Origin of the sequence: Virgibacillus profundi (assembly GCF_002287375.1) — a bacterium.
GTDB classification, from domain to species: domain Bacteria; phylum Bacillota; class Bacilli; order Bacillales; family Amphibacillaceae; genus Virgibacillus_K; species Virgibacillus_K profundi.
On sequence record NZ_NPOA01000008.1, the window covers coordinates 166,169 to 191,457 of the forward strand.

The following is a 25,289-nucleotide window of genomic DNA, read 5'->3' on the forward strand; positions in this document are numbered from 1 at the left end:
TTGAAAAGGTACCAACAAATTAATTAAGCCTTCTTCTTATTCATATTCTGTGTAAAACGATCAATAATAATCGCTAATATTACAATTCCTACACCTGCAACGAAACCTGTTCCCACATTTGAACGCTGTAGTGAGGATAGAACCTCTCTTCCAAGTCCCGGCGCACCAATCATGGATGCAATAACTACCATTGATAATGAAAGCATTACTGTTTGGTTAATTCCAGCCATAATAGTAGCTTTAGCCATTGGAAGCTGCACTTTAAATAATTTTTGTGCTCCTGTACTACCAAATGCGTCTGAGGCTTCAACTAATTCCTTGGAAACCTGTCGAATACCCAGATTCGTAAAACGAACCGTAGGCGGTGTTGCGAATATGAGTGATGCAAATACACCTGGTACCATACCAATACCGAAGAATGCAACGGCAGGAATTAAATAAACAAATGCCGGCATTGTCTGCATAAAATCGAGGATTGGTGTAATGATTGCCTCAGCAATTTTACTTTTAGCCATTAATATCCCAAAAGGAACGCCGATAATTACAGATAGTAAACTCGCAATAATTACTAACGTAACTGTATTCATCAGATGATCCCAATAGCCCTGATTGTATATCAGCCAAAGACCTACTATTGAAAATGCAGCCAAACCTAATTTCTTACCACTGATAAAAAATGCAATTAATGCAACTGCAATGATAAAAATAATAGGAGGGATTAACATCAGTACATCTTCAGACATAAATTCCATGAAATTTCCAAGATGTTCTTTAATTGGGTCAAATAGAACAGAAAATTTCTCTTTCAACCATTCAGTAACCCATTCTGTTCCTTCAGCAATTGGTATTCGCGGTACAAATTCTAACATACTATTAAGCATTTTCTATATTCACCTCCGCGTCTCCTGCAAGTGCTGCAATTACAGAACCACGTACAATGATACCAAGCAACTTGCCATCCTCTATAACTGCAACCGGAATCGGTGAGTCATGAATAATATTGAAAATCTCATGCATAGAGGTCTCTTTATCTACTCTTGGAATATCATTTTTTAATATTTCTTCCAAATTTCCAATTTCATTTTTTCTCGCTGCAGAAGCATCGTCTGCGGTAATATATCCTTTTAAATTCCGTTTGCTGTCAACAACATACATGCTCGACAGACCTTCCTCACGCATCCGTTCAAGCGCAACCCTTGGACCGTGTTTTTCAATATTAACAGTTTCAGGGCGTTTCATAATATGCTGTGCAGTCAGTACCTTGGATCTGTCAACATCTTCCACAAATCTCTCAACATAATCATTTGCCGGATTTACCAAGATTTCCTCCGGTGTTCCAATTTGCACAATGGATCCATCTTTCATCAGTGCAATCCGGTCACCAAGACGCAATGCTTCGTCCAAATCATGTGTAATGAAAATAATTGTTTTTCTCATAGACGATTGCAAATCAATAAGCTCATCCTGCATCTCTTTTCGGATAAGCGGATCTAATGCTGAGAATGCCTCATCCATTAACAGAACTTCCGGGTCGTTAGCTAATGCACGTGCAAGCCCAACACGTTGCTGCATCCCACCGGATAACTGACCTGGTTTTTGATGAATATATCCCGCCAGCCCAACCATTTCCAGAGCTTTTTCAGCTTTTTTCCTGCGTTCTTCTTTTGGTGCATTTTGAACTTCCAAACCAAACTCTGCATTTTCTAAAATAGTGCGAAGCGGAAATAAAGCAAACTTCTGAAATACCATACTCATTTTTTCTCTTCGAACCCTGCGCAAGGACTTTTTATCCATCCTTGCAAGATCTTCTCCATCAATGAGAATGCTGCCTTCTGTTGGTTCAATTAATCTATTAATCAATCGCACCAATGTAGACTTACCACTACCGGATAAGCCCATAATGACAAATATCTCTCCTGCTTCAACTGAAAATGAAGCTCGATTAACCCCAACTGTATTACCAGCTTCTTTTAATATTGCTTCTTTGGACAACCCTTTATCTAACAGCTTCAAAGCATGTTTTGGGTTTTTTCCAAATACCTTTGATAAATTTTTAGCCTCAATTACCGGCACATCTTCCACCTCTTTTTTTCAATTATAACCATTCTAATGAATTATGATTTTAGTCTTACTACTTTATAATCAGATTAATTACGTACAGTTATACATGAATCTGTTAAAGCAGTATAAATCAATTATTTCATCCGCACAGCATTCATCTACTTTAATACTATAAACTTTTAGAACGAACAATTCAAACATTAAATCTCGCTGATTTTGTTTATATTTTACATACAGTTTATACTGTACACACTAAATAAACATTTAACTTTGATTTCCTTCCATTTACTTTGAAATACTGTCAAACTGCCTATTTTTAAAATAAACATTTTTGGTGTAACCTTGATATAATAAAGGGGTAGGAGGATTTTATGCACGAAGCAGAAAATGAGAAACTAACCAATAAAATAATTATCGAATTCTCTAAAACACTGGAAATGTTTAACTTAAGTCCATTGGAATCGCGTTTATTCGCTTATTTATACTTATCAGAGAAACCTTTGACATTAGATGAGATGAGTGAAGCTTTAGGTAAGAGTAAAACATCCATGAGTACAAGTGTACGAACATTATCTGACGTTAACCTCGTAACAAAAGTGTGGAAAAAAGGGGTAAGAAAGGATTTATATCAAGCAAATAATCAATTATTTAAATCCTTTATGAATTGGTATATTAATAAATGGATAGAAAGTACAAATCTACAAAAAGAATCATTAACGGAAATTGACGAATTGATCAAACAGCAGGCTAAAGAAAAACCATCGGAAAATCAAAAGATCCTGGAAGATCGTTTAAAAAATATCGTAAAATTCCATAGTGATATGGAAGCATTATTCAGAGATATGAAACAAGATTAATTAAGCTCTATATTTTATCATCTTCGTTTTGAATCTTCTCTGTCACGTTTAATTACTTTCGCAAATTCATCCATCAAAGAGGGATAGTATCCTTCTTTTTTTAATGCACAAATCATCTGATTAGGATTCAACTTTTCATTCAACATTCCTGCAAAATGTATTAGTAATGAGGTGAAGTCCATAAAACCCTCTTCTTTTTGCGATTCATAGCTTTCATTCAGCATTTCCAGCATATTTAATAATTCATTGTATTCTTCTTTAGTAATGTTATTTTCTATTATGAGCTTAATTAGCGGATACTGTTCCATATCCATAATTTTGGAAAGTAATTGTATGTGAAAGGATGAAATATCGTTATTATTTATAGCTTTCAATCCAATTCCCCTCCATTAGTAAGTAAGTTAAATAATCTTTATTAGAAAACTATTGATTTTTCTCCCTAAACGTACTATTATTCTTGAGGTGCTCTAAAGAAGCACAAGAAATAGTACCTGGAGGGATCAAAATGAATTGCTGGAAATCAATCAATTTTAATAAGGAATTTGGGCATAATCGAATCAAGCTTGTATCATTCTTGATCGGTCTGTTGGCATTTATTTTTCTCTATGTACCGATTTCTATTGCACAACAATCAAATAATGTAAATGAAGCAGGTTTTTTACCATTGATGATAGCCTTATTGCTGTTACCTTCATTTCATTCTTTCATGCATATTTTACCACTAATCATCATGAATAAACGAGTAAAAGTATTTTATCAGACAAAAATTAAATTTTTACCTGTTTTTAACTATTATACGAAAAATCATCTAACAAAAAAAGTTTCTCTAATTGTTGCGCTTGCCCCAACCTTTTTAATCACAATACCAGGCATTGCAGCAAGCTATATATATGCAGACTTTTATTTCTATCTATTACTATTTACATCCATTCATATTGGAATTTCTTTTATTGATTTTTTATATGCTATTCATATTATCAAAGCTCCTAAAAAAGCTTTTATTGAAAATAGAAATAATGGAATTGATATATTACTGAAAGCTCGCGGATAGCATAATCAGGATCTGGAAAACCAGATCCTTTTATTTTGGGTTACTTTTGTAAGTTTTATTGTTATTTAATTTTCGCGTAGGGTGTAAAGTACTACGTAACTTTAGTGTGATTTCTTTTCTTCCCTGTCTTTAGAAGATGGGTGCTAATTCAGCGCTCCGGAAACACATTACGCTTTCCGCGAGTGGCTGGTGAGCCTCCCGCTGGAGTCTACATGTGTTTCCTCCGCTGGGATAGTGCATTATCGACTTTTTAAAAAGTTGTTGGTTAATTTAAACAAATAGTACTTGCACATTTTGGCGGTTGTTTGGAGCGGAGGACCGTTGACTCCTGCGGGAAAAGCACGTGTCTGAAGACCCCGCAGAGTGGGTTTCTCGAGGAAGCTGAAGCCGTGCCCTAAGGTCCGCAACGGTCCGCAGCGGAAAACAACCAAGCGCATACGTCGCCTTTCATTCTTTTGTGAAAAAAACAACAAATTTTCGGTGGGATGAGCAGTTCTAGTCCCACTCTTTTTTAAAAAAGCCTTATTTTTTTAAAACAACACTGTTCAGAGTCCTAATCTTTTGATACAGTAATTAGTATCACATTTTATTATCAATACTGTGAGATCCTTACCTAAGGAGGGTGTTGGTTTGAATATATTCTTTATTGTTTACGCATTTGTTATTTTATTGATTTTTAACTTTATGACACATAAATTCTGTTTAAAAATGGAGATGGAAGCATTAAAACAGAATAAATTTTTCCGGGTAATAAATATCATTATTGTTATACTATTGGTGTGCTCATATCTTCGAGTATTAAACGCAATGGTTTAATTATACATTTGACTGTTTTTTTACTACTATTATGTGTTATATTTATCAATGTGAAATATAAGCTACATCAGATTAGGAGTGTTCATAAATGAAAAAATTCGCAATTGCTGTAACGCTTACAGCCAGTGTCCTTGGTTTAGCTGCATGCAGCTCGGATGATGCCGATTCGGAAGCGGTAGTTGAAACAAAAGCAGGAGACATTTCAAAAGATGAATTTTATCAGACGTTAGTAGATAGACATGGTGAGGCAGTTCTTCAAGAATTAGTAACAAAAGAAGTATTATCAGACAAATATGAAGTAACTGAAGAGCAGGTTGATGCTGAAGTACAAAAAACGAAGGATCAATTAGGTGACCAATTTGAACAGGCTCTGCAATCTCAAGGTCTGGGAGATGAGGAAACATATCGGAATATCGTTCATTTAAGTCTTCTCCAGGAAGCTGCAATTGCAGAGGATATCGAAATTCCAGAAGAAGATATTAAAGAAAGACATGAAGAAAACAATACTGAAATCAAAGCACAGCATATTTTAGTGGAAGATGAAGAAACAGCAAATGAAGTTAAAAATAAATTGGATGAAGGTGGAGATTTTGCAGAGTTGGCAAAAGAATATTCCACTGATGAATCAGCTGAACAAGGTGGAGATCTTGGTTATTTCCAAAAAGGAAAAATGGTACCTGAATTTGAGGAAGTTGCTTTCAGTATGAAACCGGATGAAGTAAGTGACCCAGTACAATCACAATTCGGCTTTCATATCATCAAATTGAATGATAAGCGCCAGGTAGAAGAACCTACTGACTATGAAGAAGTAAAAGATGATATCCGCCGTGAATTATTGAATGAAAGAATGGATGTTGCAAAAGTTCAGGAAAAAATGGACGGGCTTATAAAAGATGCAGACATTGATGTAAATGTTGACGGTTTGGAAAATATGTTTGAACAGGAAGAAAAAGAAGAAACTGAAGCACAAGGATAAAATACTAAAAGAGGCTGAAACATACATTGTATGCATCAGCCTCTTTTTTTAAGAGAATTTAATTGTATCAACCAAACCACGTGGTTTAACCTATTATGACATGCGCTCCTTACTACCCTCTTTCAGTTCTCGATCAGCCTCTATTCGATCCATATATACCCTGCCTTCCCGTTCAATAAACTGCTGCTCCAGCCTTCTTTCCGCCTGCATTGCTCTAAATGCCATGTAACCACTTAGGAAGATAAAAAGTATCAATACGAAAACCCACCAAGGCACTCCAGCTATCATTTTTTTAGCCTCCCTTGTCCCATCATCTCTATCATATATATATGTACAAGGGGTTTAAAAAATAACTAAAGCTTAATTTTCTTCAAATAGTGGCTTATAAAATGCACGATTATCCATTGCAAATAACCGCTCCGTAAATTCACCAGGCTTCACTTTATCAAGCGCACGGTTCAGCATATTCATTTTTGCATCGATTAAATCTATCAAATGTAATAATTCAGCTTCCCTGACTAACGGCGGTTTCGGACTTCCCCATTCCGCCTTTCCATGATGACTTAATATTAAATGCTGCAATATCAATACTTCTTCCCCTTCGATTTGCAGTTCTTTTGCCATGAGACCTATTTCTTCAACCATCATTGGTATATGACCAAGCAGCTTACCTTCTATCGTATACGAAGTTGTAATTACACCAGACAATTCCCTTATCTTTCCAAGGTCATGCAGAATGATGCCTGCGTACAATAAATCTTTATTAAGCTCAGGATACAATTTATGTAATTCCCTCGCTATCTGCAGCATGCTTACAATATGATGTGCCAATCCCGAAACATATTCATGATGATTTCTTGTGGCAGCAGGATATGTTAATAGTGCCTCCTGGTATTTTTTAATAAAGGCCCTAACAATTCTTTGAAGTGTAGGATTTTTCATTTCAAAAATAACTTCTGTCAGCTTTTCTGTTAAAACTTCCTTTTCAACAGGAGCTTTTTCAACAAAATCAGTTATGTGCACGCCATCTGTTGGTTGTGCCGGGCGAACGGAAAGTATTTTTAATTGCGATTTTCCTCGAAATTGATTCACTTCACCTGCCAGCTTAATAATTTGTTCCGGGATGAATACTGTTTCATCTTCTTTTGAAGCATCCCACAGCTTTGCTTCAATTTCTCCTGTAGCATCACGCAGAATTAATGTTAAAAATGGTTTTCCATTACTGGCAACACCTTTAGCAGCATCTTTAATTAGCATGAAACTATCAATTGCATCACCTACGTTGGCATAACCTATACCTTTGTTCATGATTTTCTCCCCCTACCTAAAATAAAAAAGAGACTGACTACAACATGCCTTTAAATCCAAGCCATATTTTACTGTCAATCTCTTGTTGTTATTTGTTTTTTGGAATATAATTAAAAATTTCCCCTGATTCCATAACTCTGATGAATTTCATTAACCATACATAATAATTTTTTGCATAATAAAGACGTTCCAAATCTGTATTAATCTTAGTTTTCAGTTCCTCATCTGTGGTGCTTTGCTGCAATGCTTCCAGTTTTTCCAATGTTTCCTCAGCTTCTTCAATATTCGTTTCCGTCTGCTGTCGCCAACGGTTTCCAAATAATGAAGTGAAGGATTTATACCAGTCTTCCTCTGACTCATACAAATCTTTGCGAATCCCTCTTTTAAATGTTGACTCAACCATTTTCATGTCAGATAGCGCTCTGACACCTGTTGACATACTTGTCTTACTCATTTCCAAGGCGTCCCGCATATCATCCAGTGTCATCGGATCATCCGAAAAATACAATACACCATATAAACGACCCACAGAGGATGTAATACCATATAAATTCATGTTTTTTGCAATAACCTGTATAAACTTTTCAATGGTTCGATCGTAACTTTCCCAGTCTTTTGATACATTTTCTTCTGGCAATGGATGTCCCTCCAACTGCATTTAATCTGAAAATAGTTTATCATTATTTATCAATTAATGCGAATGGAACTTCGCAAATGGATGATTTCAACATTTTTTGAAGCTTCTGCAACTTCTTTTTTACAAGTAAATAAAATTACCTGCTGTTTTTTAGCGATTTCTTCAACGATACCCATCATTTGATTGGTACGAATAGCATCAAAGTGTACAAAACCATCATCAATGATAAAGGGCAATCGATATTTTTCACTCATAATTTCACTTATCGCAAAACGTAATGAAATATATAATTGATCCATTGTCCCTTGTGATAATTCATTAACAGTGTATCGTAAATTATCCTCTGTTTCCACCTGAAAAGGTTTATTTTCAGTAGGTGCATACACTGCTTGATATGCACTGCCAGTTAATTCCCTAAAATAATAGGAGGTCTTTTCAATAACTTTGGATAAATATTTTTCTCTATAATTACGCTTTGTTTCTACGAGCATTTCCTTCGCAGTTTTTAGAACAGCCCAATCTTTAGCAAGCTTATTCAGCTGCTCTTGCTCCATCTCAAATTGGTGAATCGTCCTCGAATGGGATTCTGATGACTCCATCTTCAGGAGGTCTGCATGGAGATCTGCATGGGTTTGCCTTATTTGTTCTATATCTTTTTCGATTGTTTCAATCTTCCCCAGCGATTGCTGGTGTTTCATTTCAAGCGTACTTTCATCAGGTTGATCATCAACTAATTGTTGCCAAATATCCGGTGGGAAAATTGCCATGAGCTGACGATAAACTTTTTTCCTTGCTTCCTCTACTTCCAATTTTGTCGTTAATTGATTTGCTTTCCTATAAAATTCATCCTCTGTATCCACATCCGCATGCTTAAGTAATGCTGCAAGTTCAATTTCATATGTCTTCATTTTTTGTTTTATTTCCTGCTGTTGTTCACTGTTTTCTGCAAGTATATGTTTATATTGGTCTAATTGTCCAAGCTTATTTTTATAGTTTTCCTGATAATCTTCTATTTCTTTTAGCTGAATTTCCAACTGTTTATTACCTAATTCCCAACTTCTTTCTTGAAAAAACCTGTTTACATCAACATGGAATATCTCCTGCTGCTCTTTTAATTGTTCATATATTTGCTGATTCTCTCTCTGCTCCTGAACTAAACGCAGAAGATGCTTCATACTGTGAAAGAGTTCCGGCCAATAAAAAATAGCCATCTGTCTCAGAAAAGGATAGATTTCCTGTTGTTCTTCTATTAGTGTTTGAAGACGACTTTCTTTATCTATCAGTACTTTTTGCTTCTCTTTCCATTTAATTAATTGAATATCAATTGATTTCGATTGTTCTTCAAGTGAGGCTAATTCATTTGAACGCCTATGATGTAATGCCAGTAATCTTTCAGCTTCTTCTCTTTCAACAGGGGTTTGTTGACTAACGTCAGAAGGCATGAAGCTTTCACGAGTTAGTAATGTTTCCATTTCCGCTACCGATCTTTTGCTCCAAATCCACTGCCCTATTCCTATAGCTAATAAAATTGCCGTTAAGCTGAGCATCCAGGTTATTTCTGAAACAACTGAAATAGTTCCAACAAGTAAAGCAAGAATAATACTTCCAACTAATGTAAATGTGGACGTTTTTATCTTTGTTGCCTTGTTTTTTTCCCATTCCTTTTGTTTATGATGTGACTCTGATTGTAATTTGCTTAACAGGTCATATTCTTTATGTTCATTAATCCTTTCCTCCAGTTTACTTCTGTGCTCATCAGTTAATAAACCATCCGTCAATTGGTCCATCTGATTTAATAAATAATTCCGTTGTTGCTTTAACTGATTTTGCTCCTGCTCTAATTGATCCTTTTCCAATTCCAATTGATCATTATTTCCTTTTATCTGATTCCACGTTTTTTCAAGATGAAAAGGAAAGGATATTCTATTTAATTCCTCTGCCATTATACCGATATTCAGCTGATTTATTTCTGATTTTATTTGTGCTTCCAGTTTATCCGCTGTTCTTTGGACTTTTTCCAATTCATTTTGTCTTTCTTCATAGTGTTGTTTTTTTAATGTAATTTCTTCAGTCTTATGATAAATGGATATATCATCTGTTTCTGTTTGGATGTTTGCTTTTCTTTCCATATATTTTTCCTGATTATCCGTCAGAACAGAAAACTCACTTTCCAGGGGCAGAAGCTGATCTTTCAGTTTTTCCATTCGGTCTATGCCATTTTCAGGGAAAGTGATTTCAGAAGGGTACTTGGCCAATTGACTTGTGTAATCATGATAGTCATGAATAATCGGTAATGCCTGCTGCTGTCTTTCTATTGAAAATAAAATTTCCTTTTCCTGCTGAAGTTCTCCTTTTAGCTCAGTGATTTCTTTTGTTAAACTAATTTTCTCTGCTTGTTTTTTCCGGTAAGTTGCTTCGTCTGCCTTAAAATTATGTAATGATGTAAATAATTCATTTAAGGTTTGCAACTGTTGATTAATTGCAGGTTTTTTTCCATATGGTTTAAATAATTCGCCGATCCTGGTATCCAGTCTTTTCTCGATTGCATAAATATTAGTTGATCCTGTTAAACCGATTCCCAGAAGCACTTCTCCCAGATCATCCTCTTTCATATCCTTTAGCGAATTTAAATCAGAGGCTGAAAAAGAAAAAATTGCCTGATATGTTTTATCTGTCATCCCTTTTAAACGTTCCTTCAGCCAGTCTTCACCGTATTCATGTCCGCCTGGACCATAGCAGATTGCTGCACCATTTCGTACCTCATCAAACCGCTCTATTGTATAATTGCCTACGGATGGATCATAAATACGAAGCCTCCCACCCATTTTTCCGCTTGTTTTTGGACGATAGAAACTGCGCTGCTTTGGCGGCAGTCCAAATAACATAAATAAAATGAATTTCTGTAAGGTTGATTTCCCTGATTCGTTTTCACCGTAAATACATATGGCGCGCTCTCCTGATAAATCAATCTCATCATCCACCCATTTTCCGAAGCCATGGATTCTTGCATGTATGAGCTTCATATAATCACCTCTAGTCCTTTAAAAGCTCAGCTAGCAACATTTGCTGTGCTTCCTGTTTAATTGTCTGTTCTTCTTCCTTAGTCAGTGGATCAATATATTTTCGTACCTGCTTTTGATGGTATAATTCTTTAATAAAAGGTTGGATTGACGCTTGTTCAAAATGCTGTGCCAGCTCCCCGATAAAATGTTCGCCTTTGTATATGCTTTGATCGAGACTGGAATTTTTCATCTGTATCGTATATTTAAATATATAGCTCCAATTTTCATGATGAATGAAGGATTCATTCACCAGTTCAATAATATCTTCCAAATAACTTTCCCGATCCCACTGTTTTAAGGTTGGGCTATCACTTACAAGTGTTAATTGAATTAACTGTGGTTGTATTTGCGACTGTTGCCCCTTTAACACTGCTTCTATTTTTAATTCAATTTGATGTACCTCCAAACATGCCGATACATCAATTGTTATTGTTTGAAACTGGATTGCCTGAAGTGGAATAAAGGTCATTTCTGTATTTATTTCCGATAATATGACATGGTAACAGCCTTTTTCACCAATTTCTTTTCGATTACGCCCCTGAATATTTCCAGGATATACAACCGGCGGATCTTCTTTTAAAATTTCACGTTGATGTATATGTCCCAATGCCCAGTAATCAAAATTTCTGTTGACTAAATCACTAAGTTGAAACGGTGCATATACATCATGCTGTGTATTGCTCGCAATACTCCCATGCAATAATGCAATATGAAAAGGAATATGATGTTCTGTAATTTGATATTCCAGAGCTTTATTTGCTAAAACAGCCCGATTTTCATAACTGAAACCATAGATAGCCGCCATTTGTTTTTCATCTGTTATGTATGTAAATTGGCTTATCTTTTCGTCAGGAAAAATAAATACATTATCCGGATAGGTAACCGGGTGGATATTTCCTTTAATATAATCGTGATTCCCATAGGATAAATAAACATTAATATGATATTCTTTTAATGATTCAAATGCGTGACGTAAACGAATCTGCGCCTTTAAACTTTGCTTTTCATTATCAAATAAATCCCCTGAAATAAGTACAAAGTCCACTTTTTTGGCTATCGCTGTTTTTACCAGCCGGTCAAGAGCAGTGAATGTACTTTCACGGATATCCTGAAAAATATGTTCCGGAAGATTTGCCAATCCTTTAAATGGACTATCCAAATGCAAATCAGCTGCATGAATAAATGAAATTTGATTTTCCATATCTATCACCCCACTCAACCCTATTTTAGCAAACAGACTTACAGAATGCACGTTCTATAGATTTTTAAAATAGAATACATAGAAATTGAGCATTATTTCCGATGTTCCGTTATCTTGTATATAATGCTTATTTTTTTACTTAGCAGTTGGTTTAAACATCTGGCAGTTATGAGTTAAAAATAATACGAAAGAAACTTGAAACTATTTTAGTTAGACTATCGTCAAACTGGCAAATCACAATAACAAATTGGAAAAGAGGGGGAGTTATGGACAAAGAAAGGAAAGAAGATATATTAGAAGAAATTATGATAGAACATGGAAGTGATTTAGTTAGACTTGCATTCAATTACGTCAAGGACAAAGAAACTGCTAAAGATATGGTTCAGAACACCTTTATCAAATGCTATGAAAACTTAGATAAATTCCGCTATGATTCTACGATAAAAACGTGGCTATACAGAATTACAATCAATCAGTGCAAGGATTATTTAAAAAGTTGGCATTACAGGAAAGTGCAGACTAAAGATGTTTTGGCTAGTACTGTTAAATCCATTTTACCTTTAACAGAAGATAAAGTAATAAATGAATCAGAATCTAAAGAAATGAAAGATATTATATTTTCCTTGCCCAAAAATTACAGAGAAGTTATTTATTTATATTATTACAAGTCCTTAACGATCATTGAAATTGCAGAAGTTACAGATCTGAATCTAAATACGGTTAAAACAAGGCTTAGGAGAGCAAAACAAAGACTGAAAATATTACTTGAGGAGGCTGATATTTATGGATAACAAGTTTAATAAGCAAAATTCTTCGTTTTTAGATGATGATGATTTAACTTTTACTAAAGAGGACAGGACAGAAACCTTTAAAAAAATTCAAGAAAATAATAATAAAAAACAAAACAATACTTTTTTCCTTATTGGCAAACGTTATGTTGCTCCCATATTAGGTACTGTAATGGTGTTAATTCTAGCAGTTGGCTTACTTTTACCGAACCTATATTCAGGCAGTGAAATAAGTCAGGATAATCCAGATAAACAACAAGCATCTCAACAAGAAGGTATATCTTTTTCAGCCTTACTATTAGGTGAAGAATCTTATGATATTAATAACAGAAGCACGATTAATATTTTATTGACTTATAACAGTGGTGACAACAGTATGAAATTAGTACCGATTCCTCGTGATACGCTTGTTAAAATATTTAATTCAGACGGAGAAGGGATTCGTGAGGATAAGTTGACACATGCATCTGCTTTAAATTCAACCCCTGAACCAGTAGTGACAACAGTATCAAATCTTTTTGATATTTCTATTGATTATTATTCAGTAATTCCGGAAGAAGATATATACACAGAATTAGGAATTAGTAAAGATGAAGCTAGGGATAATCGTTATACAATAAACGAAATTGGAGACTTTATAAAAGAACGTTTATCTTTTTCACAAATTAAAAAACTACTAGAAGAAAGTGATACTAATATTCCAAGTGATATGTTGAATCAAATGAAGAACAATAACTCGGAATCCATTCAGGTGATTGATATGGAAAAAGGGGTAACAGAAACAATTAACGGTATCTATTACTGGAAGGTTAATCAAAACCTATTAGAAAAGACCTCAACTACTTTAAAGCAGCATTTGAATGGAGAATAGTAAGATGAATCTCCACAAATTGCAGATATACAACATTATGGGTAAATAAAAAACGCTTGGATCTGACCCAAGCGTTTTTTTACATAATACTATTTATCCTTTTTCGATAATGCCATTGCTTTTTTCAAATCCTTAAAGGAGCTTGAACGTCCATACATCAGAACGCCGCCTTTATATACTCTTGCACCAATAATGGCCAAAAGAATAATTGTTGCGATCATGATACCAATGGATAACGCAATCTCCCAAATGGGAACATCAAGCATTCCGACACGCAGGAACATTACCATTGGTGTGAAAAATGGAATATAGGAGCTTACCACAACTAGTGTTGAGTCCGGCATTCCAATACCAAACATTGCGATGAAAAAGGCAATAAGTATTAAGAATATCATCGGCATAATCATCTGCTGTGCGTCTTCCACTCTGCTTACAAGTGATCCAAGCATTGCAGCAAGTGTTGCATATAGTAAATATCCCAGGATGAAAAAGATGATTGCAAAAATATAAATGGATGGTGATGTGTCTTGGATTCCAAAGATTTCAAAGAATCCACCGGTTAACTCATCCTGTTTTGTTGTAATGAAATAGTAGCCAACCCCAACAAATAAAGTGACCTGAGTTAATCCTAGTAATGCGATACCAAAAATCTTTGCAAACATATGTGTAACCGGTGAGGCACTGGACACTAATATTTCCATTACCCGTGATGATTTCTCATTTGCTATTTCCATGGCTATCATCTGACCATACATCATAACAGTCATATACAATAGAAAAAGCATGACATAAACAATGCCTCTCGCCTGGCTGAGTTCTTCCTGAGATTTCGCTGCCTCATCCAAGGCAGTGGTCTCGAAAGTAACCGGTGCATAAATATCGGCCAGAGCCGCTTCATCAACCCCTGCCTGCTGTGTTGCTATTGCTACCTTTAATTGCTGCAACTGCTGTGATAGCAGCTGCTGATTGCTGCTGTCTGAGATTGTATTGGCATAATAGGAAGCTTCCGGCAATTGACTTTCATTCGTCGATAATACAATAAGCGCCTTATAGTCTTCTTCCTGAACTGCTGCTTTTCCCTCTTCCTCTGTTCCATCATAAGCGACTATTTCCATCTCTTCATTTACACCTTCAACACTTTGCTTATAGGTTTCAAACAACTCATTTGATTCATCAATAACAGCAATTTTATCTTCACCATCATCAAATGCTTCAATAATTGTCTGGAAATTTGCAAGCCCAACAATAAATACCAGGGTGATGATCGTACTAATGAGAAATGATTTTGTTTTAAGACGTGTCATGTAGGTATGTGACAGCATAATCCAAAACTTATTCATAGGAGGCACCTACTTTCTCGATAAAGATATCATTTAATGATGGCTCTTCCAGATCAAATTTACGAATAAACCCTTTTCCTGGCAATGCTGTAAATATATCCTGAGAAACTGCTTCATTTTCAATCTGAAGCTCACAGCCTTCCATAACCTTTTTATAGCGTATAACACCAGGGTATTCTTTTAAAAATTCCAATGGAAAATCTGCATGGATAACAAGATTTTTCTTCCCAAAGGATTGTTTAATATCACGTAATGGGCCTTGAACAACTGGGTTCCCTTTATGTAATATGCATAAATGCTTACATAATTCCTCTACATGATCCATCTGATGTGAGGAAAATACGATGGAAGTACCCTGCTCTTTCAAGTCCACAACAGCCTCTTTCAGCAACTCAACATTAATCGGGTCAAGTCCGGAAAAGGGCTCATCCAAAATTAATAATTCCGGTTTATGAATAACAGCTGAAATAAATTGGATTTTTTGCTGATTCCCTTTCGAAAGTTCTTCTACTTTTTTATTCATATATTCAGGTACTTTAAGTCGTTTAAGCCATGCTTCAAGCTCTACTAAGGCTTCACTTTTTTTCATCCCACGCAATTTTCCCAAATAAACAATTTGATCTTTCACCGTAAGCTTCGGATACAGCCCTCTTTCTTCAGGTAAATATCCAATTAAATGGCTCTTATCATAATTGATGGTGTCCCCATTCCAGGATATTTCGCCTTCTGTAACATCCAGCAGACCGAGAATCATCCGGAATGTTGTAGTTTTTCCTGCCCCATTTCCACCTAAAAATCCGAACATTTCCTGTGTCGGTATTTCAAGTGAAAGATGATCAACAGCAGTGTGCTGTCCAAATCGTTTCGTAACGTCTTTTAAAAGTAATGTCAATTTTCATTCCCCTCTCCTCCATGTAATACGTTCAAAATAGATGAGTGTTTCATTTTTTTAATTATAATCTTCTTCTTTTGCTGAAATATAAAAACTTGTAATGATTGCAGTTAAATTATGAAATACAAAAAGAGCTGTAAGCAGGAAAAAACTGAATGATATTCCATCAAAAATAATTACTGGAAACCAGGCGATAAAGTATACAACCTGCATCACGTCCCATGATCTTGCCTTGAATCTGTTGGTTTTCTGCTGATAACGCTCATCAAACAAATTCTTCTTTTTCCCAATACGACGATTAATTAAAAATGTAATGATCAAGACAATTCCTGCAGCTATTGGACCCAATAACCCAGCCCAGTTTTCTAAAAACCCTTCACTCAATATTCTCATCTCCTTCAAAAATAAATAATTCTTCTATTGCACATTCAAAAACCTGAGAAAGTTTATGTGCCAGAATCAATGAAGGCTTATATTTACCTTTCTCAAGTGAAATAATTGTCTGCCTTGAAACTTTTAATCGATGCGATAATTCTTCCTGCGTAATATTCATTGCTGTTCGCTTTTCCCGAATTAACGTTTTCATATTATCTCCTACACTTCATAGTTAAGTTGACTTTACGTACAGTCTACTTTACATCAACCTGAATGTCAAGTGGACTGTACGCAACTTTTTTAGTTATTTTGCAGGATTTTTTTCACTTATCGAGAATATATACTGTAGGCAAGTTTAGGAATTAAGGAGGAACAATGATGAAAACTTATGCATTAACTGTATTCGCTCAAACTGGCGAAAAATTATTAGACGAATCATTTACTGCAAACAATGATGATGAGGCAAAAGAAATTGGTAAAGCCCGTTTGGAGGATGAGGGTTACAGTGAACATACCCATCGCTGTGTAACAGCTGATGCAAAACTAATTTTATTCCATAGATAATAAAAGCGACTTCATTTAATTTTAGATGAAGTCGCTTTTCTACTTTAGATTTATTTCCCTTTAAATTCGGGTTTTCTTTTTTCTAAAAATGCCCGTACTCCCTCCTGATGATCTTCTGTATTCCTCAATTCCCACTGTGTTTTCTGTTCTTCTGCTAAATAATATTCCAATGTTTCCTTTTGTTTTGAATGGTACATCATCTTCGTTTTTAGCATCGCTATCAGCGGAGTGGCTAAAAGTTGCTGTGCTAGTTCAGTGCCTTGTTCCACTACTTGTTTTTCGGTAAGAATATCGACTAATCCCATCTTCTTTGCCTCTGGCCCTTGGACTTGTTTCAAGCCCCATGTAAATTGTTTTGCTTTATTTATACCAAGCCGCTCTTTTAAAAAGAAGTGTCCCCCTCCATCCGGAGCTAGGCCTATCCCGATGAATAGCATTCCTAATTTTGATTCGTTCTGAGCAATTACAAAGTCTGCTGTTAATGCTATGCTTAATCCCAAACCTGCCGCAGATCCCTGAATTGCTGAAATTACGATTTTAGGCATCATATATAGTTTTACAGCGATTTTTCCAATTGTTGTCATTACTTCATCAAAATAAGCTTTGTCTGCGAAGTCAGTCATCATACCAATATCCCCACCTGCACAGAACGCATTTCCTTTTCCAGCTAAAATAACAATTCTGTCATCATTATTTTCAACAGTTTCCAGTGTCTGCAGCAACTCTTCCAGCATCTCTTTATTTAACGCATTATAACGCTCTGCCCGATTTAAATAAATATAGGATATATTATTTCTACTCTCAAGTAATACTGTTTTCATTTAATAAGTCTCCTTTTATCATTCTATATATAATTTCGATATTTAATAGAAAAACCCTGCAAATAAATGAAAATATTAGGATGGGAAGCGGAGATATCAGCTCGAAAGTAAGAACATCAGCCCGAAAATAAAAACATCTGCCTATTTAAAGAAATTCCCACCATGAATAACCATTTTAAATAAAAAAAACCACAGCATAAATGCTGCGGGAATTTTTATTACGTGTTTTTATTCAGTTGGTTCTTCCGGAACACCATAAAGTTCTTCAAGAGGTTTGGTAATAATTTGGCTTACATCATTGATTACCAGATTTAATCTTTGTTCCTCTTCCATTAACTTGGAAATGTCCTGATGCTGTTGAACCAGCTCTACTACCTGACGGGCTTTTTCAACTTCCTCTTCAGTAATTTCCAATCCTTGCATTTGTTTTTCCTGTAATTCCATTTGTGTATCACGGAAATTTTCAAACATTTGCTTAGCAGACTCATCATTCATTACTGCTTCATATGCAACTTTTAAATTTTGAAATTCTTCACTTCCACGAATTGCTTTTTCCAAATCATACGCACTATCATAAATATTTGCCAAGATGCAACCTCCTCAAATTTCTTTACTAAAAATACTATAACAAACGAAATCCAGTCTGTATACCATTTCAAAAAATGCTATAATACGTGAAATTGGTTTTTCATTACATAATTCATTGTTATAATGAAAAAAGGCCCTGGAGAAAGAAGGTTTTACTATGCTAAAACACCTACAAAAAGTTTTTTCCTCAATTATTGTTTATGATGAAAATCAACATAAAAATAATAAATTAACCAATAATTACCAATGGTTTATATCAGATGACAATGAAATTATCGGAATTGATAAAAATGAATTAACAGATAAAGATCTATTGCTATTATCTGCTTTTCTTTCACCCCGTAATGTGAGTCTCCCTACACTTACAGAAAAGGAGCATAGATGGGGGAAAATCATCGCCGGTGAAAAAGAATTGGAATCAGACATAACATTCAGGTTCGTTTATTTTTCGATCAAAAAAAACCAAATAGACCCAGCTTCATTTAGTGAAGCAGTTCATGAATTGTTTTCAAAGTCTGTTCCGATATTATGGATAAGTGAACATGTGGGTGTGATTATTGAAGAAAAAACACCTCAAACAGAGGAAGCTATTTCCTATGAACAGATAATTGACGTATTAATGAGTGACCTGTATGTTAAATTAAATTTTTTCGTCGGGCCTTTTTTAGAAAACCCTGTAAAAATAAAGCAGCACTATACATCATTAATTGAAACTGCTAAACAAGCATTTTTCTATTCAGATAAATCTGTTGTTACCTATGTTGATGCGATCCCTTATATTCTCGTTGATCAAACCAACACCGAATTCCGTCATGAGATTTCAAATGTAATTCTAAGAGAGTTTGTATCGGATGATGAATTATTGTATACAATTAAAACATTTCTTCACTGTAATTTAAATATATCCGTAACAGCAAAAGAATTGTATATGCATCGAAATAGTCTGCAATATCGTTTAGATAAATTCCATGAAAAAACAGGCATTGATGTAAGGCAGTTCAATGAAGCTATGACGGTATATATTGCACTATTGGCAAACATGCACAAAGACGAATAAAATCTTTGTGCATGTTTGCCATTTTTTTATGGACGAACTTCCGATACAATAAAATTAGTAAAACGCTTACATACATGGAGGTAATATTATGGCTGAATTACGTTTAGAACAAATTCAAAAATCGTATGACAAAAAGGTTATCGCAGTTGATGATTTCAATTTAGACATTAAGGATAAGGAATTCATCGTATTTGTTGGTCCATCCGGTTGCGGTAAATCAACAACATTACGAATGATTGCGGGTCTTGAGGAAATTTCAGATGGTGAACTTTATATTGATGACAGAAAAATGAATGATGTTGCACCCAAAGACCGTGACATTGCGATGGTTTTCCAGAACTACGCATTGTATCCACATATGAATGTATACGATAACATGGCATTTGGCTTGAAGCTTCGAAAATTTAAAAAAGATGAAATTGAACAAAGGGTTAATAATGCTGCGAATATTTTAGGTTTGGAAGCGTACCTGGATCGTAAGCCGAAAGCACTTTCAGGTGGGCAACGTCAGCGTGTAGCTTTAGGACGTGCCATTGTCCGGGATGCAAAAGTATTCTTGATGGACGAGCCTTTATCCAACCTGGATGCGAAATTACGTGTGCAAATGCGTGCAGAAATTCAAAAGCTGCACCAGCGTCTGCAAACAACTACTATTTATGTAACACATGACCAGACTGAAGCAATGACGATGGCAACACGCCTTGTAGTTATGAAAGATGGTCTTATTCAACAAGTTGGTGCACCGAAAGATGTTTATGATAATCCTGAAAATATTTTTGTTGGTGGATTTATTGGTTCTCCTTCAATGAACTTCTTTACAGGGAAACTTTCTGAAAGCCATTTTGAGATGGATGATGTAAAAGTTAAAATTCCAGAGGGAAAAATGAAAATGCTGCGTGATCAAAATTATGTTGGCAAAGATATTATTCTTGGAATTCGTCCGGAAGACATTCATGATGAGCCAGCTTTCATCAGCGCAAGTCCTGATACCAAAATTACAGCTTCAATTGAAGTTGCAGAATTAATGGGAGCAGAATCCTACCTTTATTCAAAAGTTGTAGAACAGGACTTTGTAGCACGAGTTGACTCAAGATCAGATATTAAAGGTGGAGAAAACGTGGATTTGGCATTCGATATGAACAATTCTCATTTCTTCGATCCAGAATCAGAATTGCGTGTAAGATAAAATATTAGCCTTCCTTTTGGGAGGCTTTTTTGTATTTGGATAGTTGTTAGTAAAAGTTGAGAGATATATTAGTAAAGTTGGGACATAATGTATCAAACTTGAGAGATACTTAATTAAAGTTGAGAGATAAGTCTGTTTTTCATTGATGTCTCTCATCTTCTGGGCGTCCTCTCTCAACTTTTGCTTTCATCTCTCAACTTCAGCCCGTCCTCTCTCAACTTTCAAGCTCGACTCCCCGCATTGGATTTCCAATTATCCACAAAAATAATAGAGGGAAAGTCATTTAAGACTTTCCCTCCAGCCATATTTATTGTGGTTGTTGTCCGCTAAATTGTTGTTGAGCTGTTGCAACTAGACGTTTTGTGATCTCTCCACCAACAGATCCGTTAGCACGAGAAGTTGAATCCGCTCCTAAATTAACACCAAACTCCTGAGCAATTTCATATTTCATTTGATCAAGAGCTTGTTGTGCTCCAGGAACAACTAATGGGTTTGAATTATTGTTGTTAGCCATGTGTTTTTCACCTCCTGTAATACCTATTGTCCGCATTACAGGAAATCTTATAACAAATAACCATTGGTAAATTGTAGATGTACTGCCAAAAATATAAACTCTCTAAAATCCTGTTACTAAAATACAGTGGGATTTCATAAAAAATTATTATTTAGGATGCGTCATTTCCTTAGGAACCACATATTTATCAAATTCTTCTTCTGTCAATAAACCTAATTCGACTGCTGTTTCTTTTAATGTAGAATTGTCATTAAATGCCTTTTTTGCAATTTTAGCAGCATTTTCATAGCCTATATGTGGATTTAATGCTGTTACAAGCATCAAAGAATCATTTAAATATTTCTCAATTTGCTCATGGTTCGGTTCAATGCCTACAGCACAGCGCTCATTAAATGACAAAATGCTATCAGCAAGTATTTGACATGATTGCAAGAAGTTATAGGCAATCACTGGTTTAAATACATTTAATTCAAAATTACCCTGACTGGCAGAAAATCCAATTGCTGCATCATTACCCATAACTTGTGCTGCAACCATTGTAACTGCTTCACTTTGTGTTGGATTTACTTTCCCTGGCATAATTGAACTTCCCGGTTCATTAGCAGGAATCGTAATTTCACCAATACCGCAACGAGGACCACTCGCCAGCCAGCGAACATCATTTGCTATTTTCATCAAATCTGCTGCCAATGCTTTTAGAGCACCGTGTGCATACACTGTCTCATCATGACTTGTCAGGGCATGAAATTTATTTGGTGCAGAAATGAAGTTTTTCCCTGTAAATCCATTGATTGCTTCACAAACACGGTTAGAAAACTCAGGATGTGCATTCAAGCCTGTCCCAACTGCCGTCCCGCCAATTGCAAGTTCTTTTAAATACTGCAGGCTTTCATTAATCATCTTTTCCGACTTTTCCAGCATGCGATGCCATCCACTAACTTCCTGACCAAGTGTTAATGGTGTAGCATCCTGTAGGTGTGTTCGACCAATTTTAACAATATCCTGAAAATCATCCATTTTCACTTTAAACGTATCCTTTAATGTACGAACTGCAGGAAGAACAGCGTCATCAAGCTTTAAAACAGAAGCAATATGCATGGCAGTTGGATATGTATCATTGGAGCTTTGCGATTTATTTACATCATCATTCGGATGAAGCTTTACATCACTATTTTGTTCATGCAACCATTTATTCCCAACAAATGCCATTACTTCGTTAACATTCATATTTGATTGTGTACCACTTCCTGTTTGCCAAACAACTAAAGGAAAATGTTCATCTAATTTTCCTGCTAAAATTTGATCAGCTGCATAGGAAATAGCTTCAGCTTTTTTTTCATCTAATAAGCCAAGATCGCTATTTGCTTTCGCTGCACTCTTTTTTAGAATTGCAAACGCTTTTATAATTTCAGTTGGCATTTTCTCATTTCCAATGGGGAAATTCTGCTTGCTGCGTTGTGTCTGAGCACCCCAATATTTATCTACAGGTACATTTATTTCCCCTATCGTATCTTTTTCTACACGGTATTCCATCTATAATTCCTCCCTATGTCTAAATACATATATAAACCCTCTTCTATTGTACCAAATTTTACGGATATTAAAATAATGAAGTTACAAAACTAAGAAATATCAACATACGACACAAAATTGTACTTGTTTTTTCACCCCTTTTTACAGTAAATCCTCTATAATACATGGAGACAATAAATTTGAACCATTTTTAGGAAGACAAATAGCACACTAAACTCATAACATATACTTTTATAACAACAGAAGTCTTCTGGATAAAATTTAACTTAGATAACATATAAGAAGGAGGATTTCGCTATGCCGAATATTTGGACTCATATTCTTTTTTGCGAAGATGTTGTCGATGCTGTAAAAAAGCCATATCCATTTTCACAGCATGAAACAGTGATGAAACTTGGGGCTCAAGGGCCTGATCCCTTTTTTTATTTTAATTTTTGGCCCTGGATAAAGGAAGAACCCGTTCATAACGTAGGAATGGCTCTGCATACAAAACATTGTGGTAATTTTCTTGTGGATTTAATAACTGCTGCAAAGGAAAAAAGCGGCCTGGTACAAGCCTATGTGATTGGCTTTATTACCCATCATGTATTGGACCGTAACACACATCCCTATATTCATTATCGTGCAGGATATAAAGGCAGTAACCACCAAAAACTGGAAATATTAATTGACACACTTATGATGGAAAAGTACCATAACTTAAAAACATGGCGAGCACCTGTTTATAAAGAAATTGATGTTGGAAAATCATTAAATAAAGATATTATTTCTCTTTTACATGAAATGATTTGTAAACATTATCCGGAACTTAAAAGGGAATCGCCTGATTATATTCAAAAAGCATACAAGGATATGAAGCTTGCATTCAAAATATTATCTGATCCATATGGTTGGAAAAACTTGTTCTTTAAATCCTTAATTTCATCATATTCCCATCAGCCCATCAAGGACGATGTTGATTATTTAAACTTAAAGAAGACGACATGGTATCACTCTGCCACGAACGAACCATGTGATAAAAGCTTTGTTGAGCTTTATAATAAAAGTAGATCTGAAGGTATTGAGATTTTAACAGAGGTTCAAAATTACTGGCAGAACGATAATGAGGACTCTAAGCAAAGATTAATCGAACTGATCGGTAATATATCCTATGATACAGGTAAACCTTTGGAATTGGATTTGGAAAATAGATATAGTAAGGCAATTGTATAAATGAAACGGTCAGCTACATATGTAGCTGACCGTTTTTATTTATTATTTAGGATCCTTTTGCAGCCTCTTTAGCCCTTATTTAAAAAGCTTCCTTAAAAGCTTTCCAGTACTTCTTCCTGCGGCTCTTCTGGCAACTCGTTTGCCAATTCTCCCCTTTTTTGTGGCATTAACATCCCCTAGGACTCTTGCAAGCATGTATAATATTTTTCGCACATTATTTATCCGCAATTTTTCATCACCTCATTATTTAGGTTTTACTTCAACTTTTCCTTGAGCATTTGATTGTCTCTTTGCTTCTTCCATACCTTTTTCGATATTAACAAATCTTAATAAAATAATTCCGGCGATAAAGAAGAAAACTAGTGATAAAATTCCTAACCTGCTAGAGCCGGTAATCTGTCCGATAAAAGCAAATAGGAATGGACCAAAAATTGCGGCAAATTTTGATGATATTCCGTAAAATCCGAAAAACTCTGCATGTTTGCCTTCAGGAACCATTCTGCCGTAAATCGACCTGCTAAGTGATTGTGCTCCACCTTGAACAACCCCTACACAGATTGCCAGTAAATAAAAATGGGCTGCAGTTGTCATGAAATATCCCAGAATAACTATTCCCAGGTAGGCAAAAAGTGTTATATATAATGCTCTTTTAGCGGTAATTTTTTTAGCCAGCCACCCAAAGAAAAAAGTACATGGAATTCCAACAAATTGTGTGATTAACAACGCTACAATAAGGGAATTTGCATCAATCCCTACTTCTCTTCCATAAATGGTTGCCATTCTGATAATTGTTGATATCCCGTCATTATAAAGCCAGAAAGCTAATAAGAATATTAATAAGTGCTTATATTGTTTAATTTCCTTAAATGTACTGCCTACTCTTGAAAAACCGATTGTAATATAGGATTTATCTCTTTTAACAGCGACTTTCTTTTCTTCTTTAATATTTTTCAGTAGTGGCAATGAAAAAATAAACCACCAAACCCCAACTGTAGCAAATGACACTTGACTTGCTGCCGTTGCATTAGGCAAACCAAACCAGGAAGGATTTAGAATCATCAGTATATTGATAGTCAATAAAAGACCACCACCAATATAACCGAACGCAAAACCTCCTGAGGATACTTTATCAATCTCGTCCTCATCGGCTACTTCCGGCAAGAAGCCATCGTAAAATATATTACCACCGGAGAACCCTATGGAACCGATAATAAATAGGGCTGATGCAAGTATGTAATCCCCTTCTCCAACAAATGCCAATAAAATACTGGCGATTATGCCCATAAATGCAAAAAAACGGAGAAATTTCTTTTTCGCTGCCGTAAAATCACTTATTGCTCCTAAAATTGGTGCCAAGACTGCAACGATTAAGACAGCAATGGACTGCGAATACCCCCAATAACTTGATGCTAGGTTTTCATCGAGTCCCACTGCAGCAACATCATAGTAAAAAACAGGAAGCACTGCAGCCATGATCGTTGTGGCAAATGCTGAATTTCCAAAGTCATATAGCATCCAGCTACGCGTGATTTTTTTCTTATTTTTCATGAATTCACTCCTCACTACTGTTAGCTTATCA

General features: G+C 35.4%; 26 protein-coding genes. 9 read left to right on the forward strand and 17 right to left on the reverse strand.

Translation table 11 applies throughout. From position 1 onward, the window contains the following. Positions 1–23 precede the first annotated feature (23 nt). Both CIL05_RS12970 and CIL05_RS12975 read right to left on the reverse strand, forming a co-directional pair. On the reverse strand, positions 24–881 hold the full coding sequence (locus CIL05_RS12970; protein WP_095655968.1) for an ABC transporter permease: 858 nt from the start codon (positions 879–881) through the stop codon (positions 24–26). Continuing rightward, positions 874–2,073 (reverse strand): quaternary amine ABC transporter ATP-binding protein, encoded by a 1,200-nt coding sequence (locus CIL05_RS12975; RefSeq protein ID WP_095655969.1) that lies wholly within the window; start codon positions 2,071–2,073, stop codon positions 874–876. The genes CIL05_RS12970 and CIL05_RS12975 overlap by 8 nt, the downstream gene beginning before the upstream one ends. 359 nt (positions 2,074–2,432) lie before the next feature. Here CIL05_RS12975 and CIL05_RS12980 point away from each other — a divergent pair, with 359 nt between their 5' ends. Beyond that, a complete protein-coding gene (locus CIL05_RS12980) occupies positions 2,433–2,918 on the forward strand; it encodes a GbsR/MarR family transcriptional regulator (protein ID WP_095655970.1) in 486 nt (161 codons plus the stop codon). Positions 2,919–2,935: 17 nt separating this feature from the next. Here CIL05_RS12980 and CIL05_RS12985 read toward each other — a convergent pair whose 3' ends face one another. After that, positions 2,936–3,292: a DUF1878 family protein gene (locus CIL05_RS12985; RefSeq protein ID WP_240510189.1), complete on the reverse strand. Its 357-nt coding sequence runs from the start codon at positions 3,290–3,292 to the stop codon at positions 2,936–2,938. A 131-nt stretch (positions 3,293–3,423) separates the two neighbouring features. On the opposite strand from CIL05_RS12985, the gene CIL05_RS12990 reads away from it, so the two are divergent. Next, on the forward strand, positions 3,424–3,969 hold the full coding sequence (locus tag CIL05_RS12990) for a DUF3267 domain-containing protein (protein ID WP_095655971.1): 546 nt from the start codon (positions 3,424–3,426) through the stop codon (positions 3,967–3,969). 904 nt (positions 3,970–4,873) lie between these two features. Next, positions 4,874–5,761 carry a peptidylprolyl isomerase gene (locus CIL05_RS13000; RefSeq protein ID WP_095655973.1) on the forward strand — a complete coding sequence of 296 codons (888 nt, stop codon included), beginning with the start codon at positions 4,874–4,876 and terminating at the stop codon, positions 5,759–5,761. 93 nt (positions 5,762–5,854) lie between these two features. Here CIL05_RS13000 and CIL05_RS13005 read toward each other — a convergent pair whose 3' ends face one another. The 5 genes from CIL05_RS13005 to CIL05_RS13025 form a co-directional block, all read right to left on the reverse strand. Beyond that, positions 5,855–6,049, reverse strand: a complete 195-nt coding sequence (locus CIL05_RS13005) for a sporulation YhaL family protein (protein ID WP_095655974.1) — start codon at positions 6,047–6,049, stop codon at positions 5,855–5,857. 72 nt (positions 6,050–6,121) lie between these two features. After that, positions 6,122–7,069: a 3'-5' exoribonuclease YhaM gene (gene yhaM, locus CIL05_RS13010; RefSeq protein WP_095655975.1), complete on the reverse strand. Its 948-nt coding sequence runs from the start codon at positions 7,067–7,069 to the stop codon at positions 6,122–6,124. A gap of 88 nt (positions 7,070–7,157) precedes the next feature. Continuing rightward, complete coding sequence (locus tag CIL05_RS13015; RefSeq protein ID WP_240510190.1) at positions 7,158–7,706, reverse strand: GbsR/MarR family transcriptional regulator; 549 nt, start codon at positions 7,704–7,706, stop codon at positions 7,158–7,160. 50 nt (positions 7,707–7,756) lie between these two features. Next, on the reverse strand, positions 7,757–10,729 hold the full coding sequence (locus CIL05_RS13020) for an ATP-binding protein (protein WP_095655977.1): 2,973 nt from the start codon (positions 10,727–10,729) through the stop codon (positions 7,757–7,759). A gap of 10 nt (positions 10,730–10,739) precedes the next feature. Then, complete coding sequence (locus tag CIL05_RS13025) at positions 10,740–11,969, reverse strand: metallophosphoesterase family protein (RefSeq protein ID WP_095655978.1); 1,230 nt, start codon at positions 11,967–11,969, stop codon at positions 10,740–10,742. Between the two features lie 266 nt (positions 11,970–12,235). Between CIL05_RS13025 and CIL05_RS13030 the strand changes: the two genes are divergently transcribed. Beyond that, the gene (locus tag CIL05_RS13030; protein ID WP_095655979.1) at positions 12,236–12,760 is read left to right on the forward strand and encodes a sigma-70 family RNA polymerase sigma factor; all 525 of its coding nucleotides are present in this window, start codon (positions 12,236–12,238) and stop codon (positions 12,758–12,760) included. Further along, complete coding sequence (locus CIL05_RS13035) at positions 12,753–13,628, forward strand: LCP family glycopolymer transferase (protein ID WP_095655980.1); 876 nt, start codon at positions 12,753–12,755, stop codon at positions 13,626–13,628. The genes CIL05_RS13030 and CIL05_RS13035 overlap by 8 nt, the downstream gene beginning before the upstream one ends. An 89-nt stretch (positions 13,629–13,717) precedes the next feature. Here CIL05_RS13035 and CIL05_RS13040 read toward each other — a convergent pair whose 3' ends face one another. The 4 genes from CIL05_RS13040 to CIL05_RS13055 are packed head-to-tail and all read right to left on the reverse strand — an operon-like array spanning position 13,718 to position 16,446. Beyond that, positions 13,718–14,968: an ABC transporter permease gene (locus CIL05_RS13040; RefSeq protein ID WP_095655981.1), complete on the reverse strand. Its 1,251-nt coding sequence runs from the start codon at positions 14,966–14,968 to the stop codon at positions 13,718–13,720. Next, entirely contained in the window at positions 14,961–15,860 is a 900-nt protein-coding gene (locus CIL05_RS13045) for an ABC transporter ATP-binding protein (protein WP_095655982.1), read from the reverse strand. Before CIL05_RS13045 ends, CIL05_RS13040 begins: the two co-directional genes overlap by 8 nt. Before the next feature lie 57 nt (positions 15,861–15,917). Beyond that, positions 15,918–16,244, reverse strand: a complete 327-nt coding sequence (locus CIL05_RS13050; protein ID WP_095655983.1) for a DUF2178 domain-containing protein — start codon at positions 16,242–16,244, stop codon at positions 15,918–15,920. Further along, entirely contained in the window at positions 16,237–16,446 is a 210-nt protein-coding gene (locus tag CIL05_RS13055; protein ID WP_095655984.1) for a helix-turn-helix transcriptional regulator, read from the reverse strand. Before CIL05_RS13055 ends, CIL05_RS13050 begins: the two co-directional genes overlap by 8 nt. A 167-nt stretch (positions 16,447–16,613) precedes the next feature. Between CIL05_RS13055 and CIL05_RS13060 the strand changes: the two genes are divergently transcribed. Then, a complete protein-coding gene (locus tag CIL05_RS13060) occupies positions 16,614–16,799 on the forward strand; it encodes a YhzD family protein (RefSeq protein WP_095655985.1) in 186 nt (61 codons plus the stop codon). Between the two features lie 50 nt (positions 16,800–16,849). Here the strand turns inward: CIL05_RS13060 and CIL05_RS13065 are convergent, their stop codons facing one another. After that, on the reverse strand, positions 16,850–17,620 hold the full coding sequence (locus CIL05_RS13065; RefSeq protein ID WP_095655986.1) for an enoyl-CoA hydratase: 771 nt from the start codon (positions 17,618–17,620) through the stop codon (positions 16,850–16,852). 228 nt (positions 17,621–17,848) lie between these two features. After that, positions 17,849–18,208 (reverse strand): YlbF/YmcA family competence regulator, encoded by a 360-nt coding sequence (locus CIL05_RS13070; protein ID WP_095655987.1) that lies wholly within the window; start codon positions 18,206–18,208, stop codon positions 17,849–17,851. 157 nt (positions 18,209–18,365) lie between these two features. Here CIL05_RS13070 and CIL05_RS13075 point away from each other — a divergent pair, with 157 nt between their 5' ends. Together CIL05_RS13075 and CIL05_RS13080 are read left to right on the forward strand one after the other, a co-directional pair. After that, complete coding sequence (locus CIL05_RS13075) at positions 18,366–19,265, forward strand: PucR family transcriptional regulator (RefSeq protein ID WP_095655988.1); 900 nt, start codon at positions 18,366–18,368, stop codon at positions 19,263–19,265. Positions 19,266–19,353: 88 nt separating this feature from the next. After that, a complete protein-coding gene (locus CIL05_RS13080) occupies positions 19,354–20,451 on the forward strand; it encodes an ABC transporter ATP-binding protein (RefSeq protein ID WP_095655989.1) in 1,098 nt (365 codons plus the stop codon). Between the two features lie 307 nt (positions 20,452–20,758). On the opposite strand, the gene CIL05_RS13085 is transcribed toward CIL05_RS13080, so the two are convergent. Together CIL05_RS13085 and fumC are read right to left on the reverse strand one after the other, a co-directional pair. Continuing rightward, positions 20,759–20,965: an alpha/beta-type small acid-soluble spore protein gene (locus tag CIL05_RS13085; protein ID WP_095655990.1), complete on the reverse strand. Its 207-nt coding sequence runs from the start codon at positions 20,963–20,965 to the stop codon at positions 20,759–20,761. Positions 20,966–21,112: 147 nt separating this feature from the next. Further along, positions 21,113–22,498, reverse strand: coding sequence for a class II fumarate hydratase (fumC, locus tag CIL05_RS13090; RefSeq protein WP_095655991.1), 1,386 nt, complete (start codon positions 22,496–22,498; stop codon positions 21,113–21,115). Between the two features lie 297 nt (positions 22,499–22,795). On the opposite strand from fumC, the gene CIL05_RS13095 reads away from it, so the two are divergent. Next, entirely contained in the window at positions 22,796–23,710 is a 915-nt protein-coding gene (locus CIL05_RS13095) for a zinc dependent phospholipase C family protein (RefSeq protein WP_095655992.1), read from the forward strand. Positions 23,711–23,953: 243 nt separating this feature from the next. Here the strand turns inward: CIL05_RS13095 and CIL05_RS13100 are convergent, their stop codons facing one another. Then, on the reverse strand, positions 23,954–25,258 hold the full coding sequence (locus CIL05_RS13100) for an MFS transporter (RefSeq protein ID WP_095655993.1): 1,305 nt from the start codon (positions 25,256–25,258) through the stop codon (positions 23,954–23,956). Positions 25,259–25,289 lie beyond the last annotated feature (31 nt).

Bases quoted from the DNA above. Each gene is read 5' to 3' on its own strand.
- CIL05_RS12970 (WP_095655968.1), bottom strand. From the start codon at position 881: ATGCTTAATAGTATGTTAGAATTTGTACCGCGAATACCAATTGCTGAA.
- CIL05_RS12980 (WP_095655970.1), top strand. From the start codon at position 2,433: ATGCACGAAGCAGAAAATGAGAAACTAACCAATAAAATAATTATCGAA.
- CIL05_RS12990 (WP_095655971.1), top strand. From the start codon at position 3,424: ATGAATTGCTGGAAATCAATCAATTTTAATAAGGAATTTGGGCATAAT.
- CIL05_RS13000 (WP_095655973.1), top strand. From the start codon at position 4,874: ATGAAAAAATTCGCAATTGCTGTAACGCTTACAGCCAGTGTCCTTGGT.
- CIL05_RS13005 (WP_095655974.1), bottom strand. From the start codon at position 6,049: ATGATAGCTGGAGTGCCTTGGTGGGTTTTCGTATTGATACTTTTTATC.
- yhaM (WP_095655975.1), bottom strand. From the start codon at position 7,069: ATGAACAAAGGTATAGGTTATGCCAACGTAGGTGATGCAATTGATAGT.
- CIL05_RS13020 (WP_095655977.1), bottom strand. From the start codon at position 10,729: ATGAAGCTCATACATGCAAGAATCCATGGCTTCGGAAAATGGGTGGAT.
- CIL05_RS13025 (WP_095655978.1), bottom strand. From the start codon at position 11,969: ATGGAAAATCAAATTTCATTTATTCATGCAGCTGATTTGCATTTGGAT.
- CIL05_RS13030 (WP_095655979.1), top strand. From the start codon at position 12,236: ATGGACAAAGAAAGGAAAGAAGATATATTAGAAGAAATTATGATAGAA.
- CIL05_RS13035 (WP_095655980.1), top strand. From the start codon at position 12,753: ATGGATAACAAGTTTAATAAGCAAAATTCTTCGTTTTTAGATGATGAT.
- CIL05_RS13040 (WP_095655981.1), bottom strand. From the start codon at position 14,968: ATGAATAAGTTTTGGATTATGCTGTCACATACCTACATGACACGTCTT.
- CIL05_RS13055 (WP_095655984.1), bottom strand. From the start codon at position 16,446: ATGAAAACGTTAATTCGGGAAAAGCGAACAGCAATGAATATTACGCAG.
- CIL05_RS13060 (WP_095655985.1), top strand. From the start codon at position 16,614: ATGAAAACTTATGCATTAACTGTATTCGCTCAAACTGGCGAAAAATTA.
- CIL05_RS13065 (WP_095655986.1), bottom strand. From the start codon at position 17,620: ATGAAAACAGTATTACTTGAGAGTAGAAATAATATATCCTATATTTAT.
- CIL05_RS13075 (WP_095655988.1), top strand. From the start codon at position 18,366: ATGCTAAAACACCTACAAAAAGTTTTTTCCTCAATTATTGTTTATGAT.
- CIL05_RS13080 (WP_095655989.1), top strand. From the start codon at position 19,354: ATGGCTGAATTACGTTTAGAACAAATTCAAAAATCGTATGACAAAAAG.
- CIL05_RS13085 (WP_095655990.1), bottom strand. From the start codon at position 20,965: ATGGCTAACAACAATAATTCAAACCCATTAGTTGTTCCTGGAGCACAA.
- fumC (WP_095655991.1), bottom strand. From the start codon at position 22,498: ATGGAATACCGTGTAGAAAAAGATACGATAGGGGAAATAAATGTACCT.
- CIL05_RS13095 (WP_095655992.1), top strand. From the start codon at position 22,796: ATGCCGAATATTTGGACTCATATTCTTTTTTGCGAAGATGTTGTCGAT.
- CIL05_RS13100 (WP_095655993.1), bottom strand. From the start codon at position 25,258: ATGAAAAATAAGAAAAAAATCACGCGTAGCTGGATGCTATATGACTTT.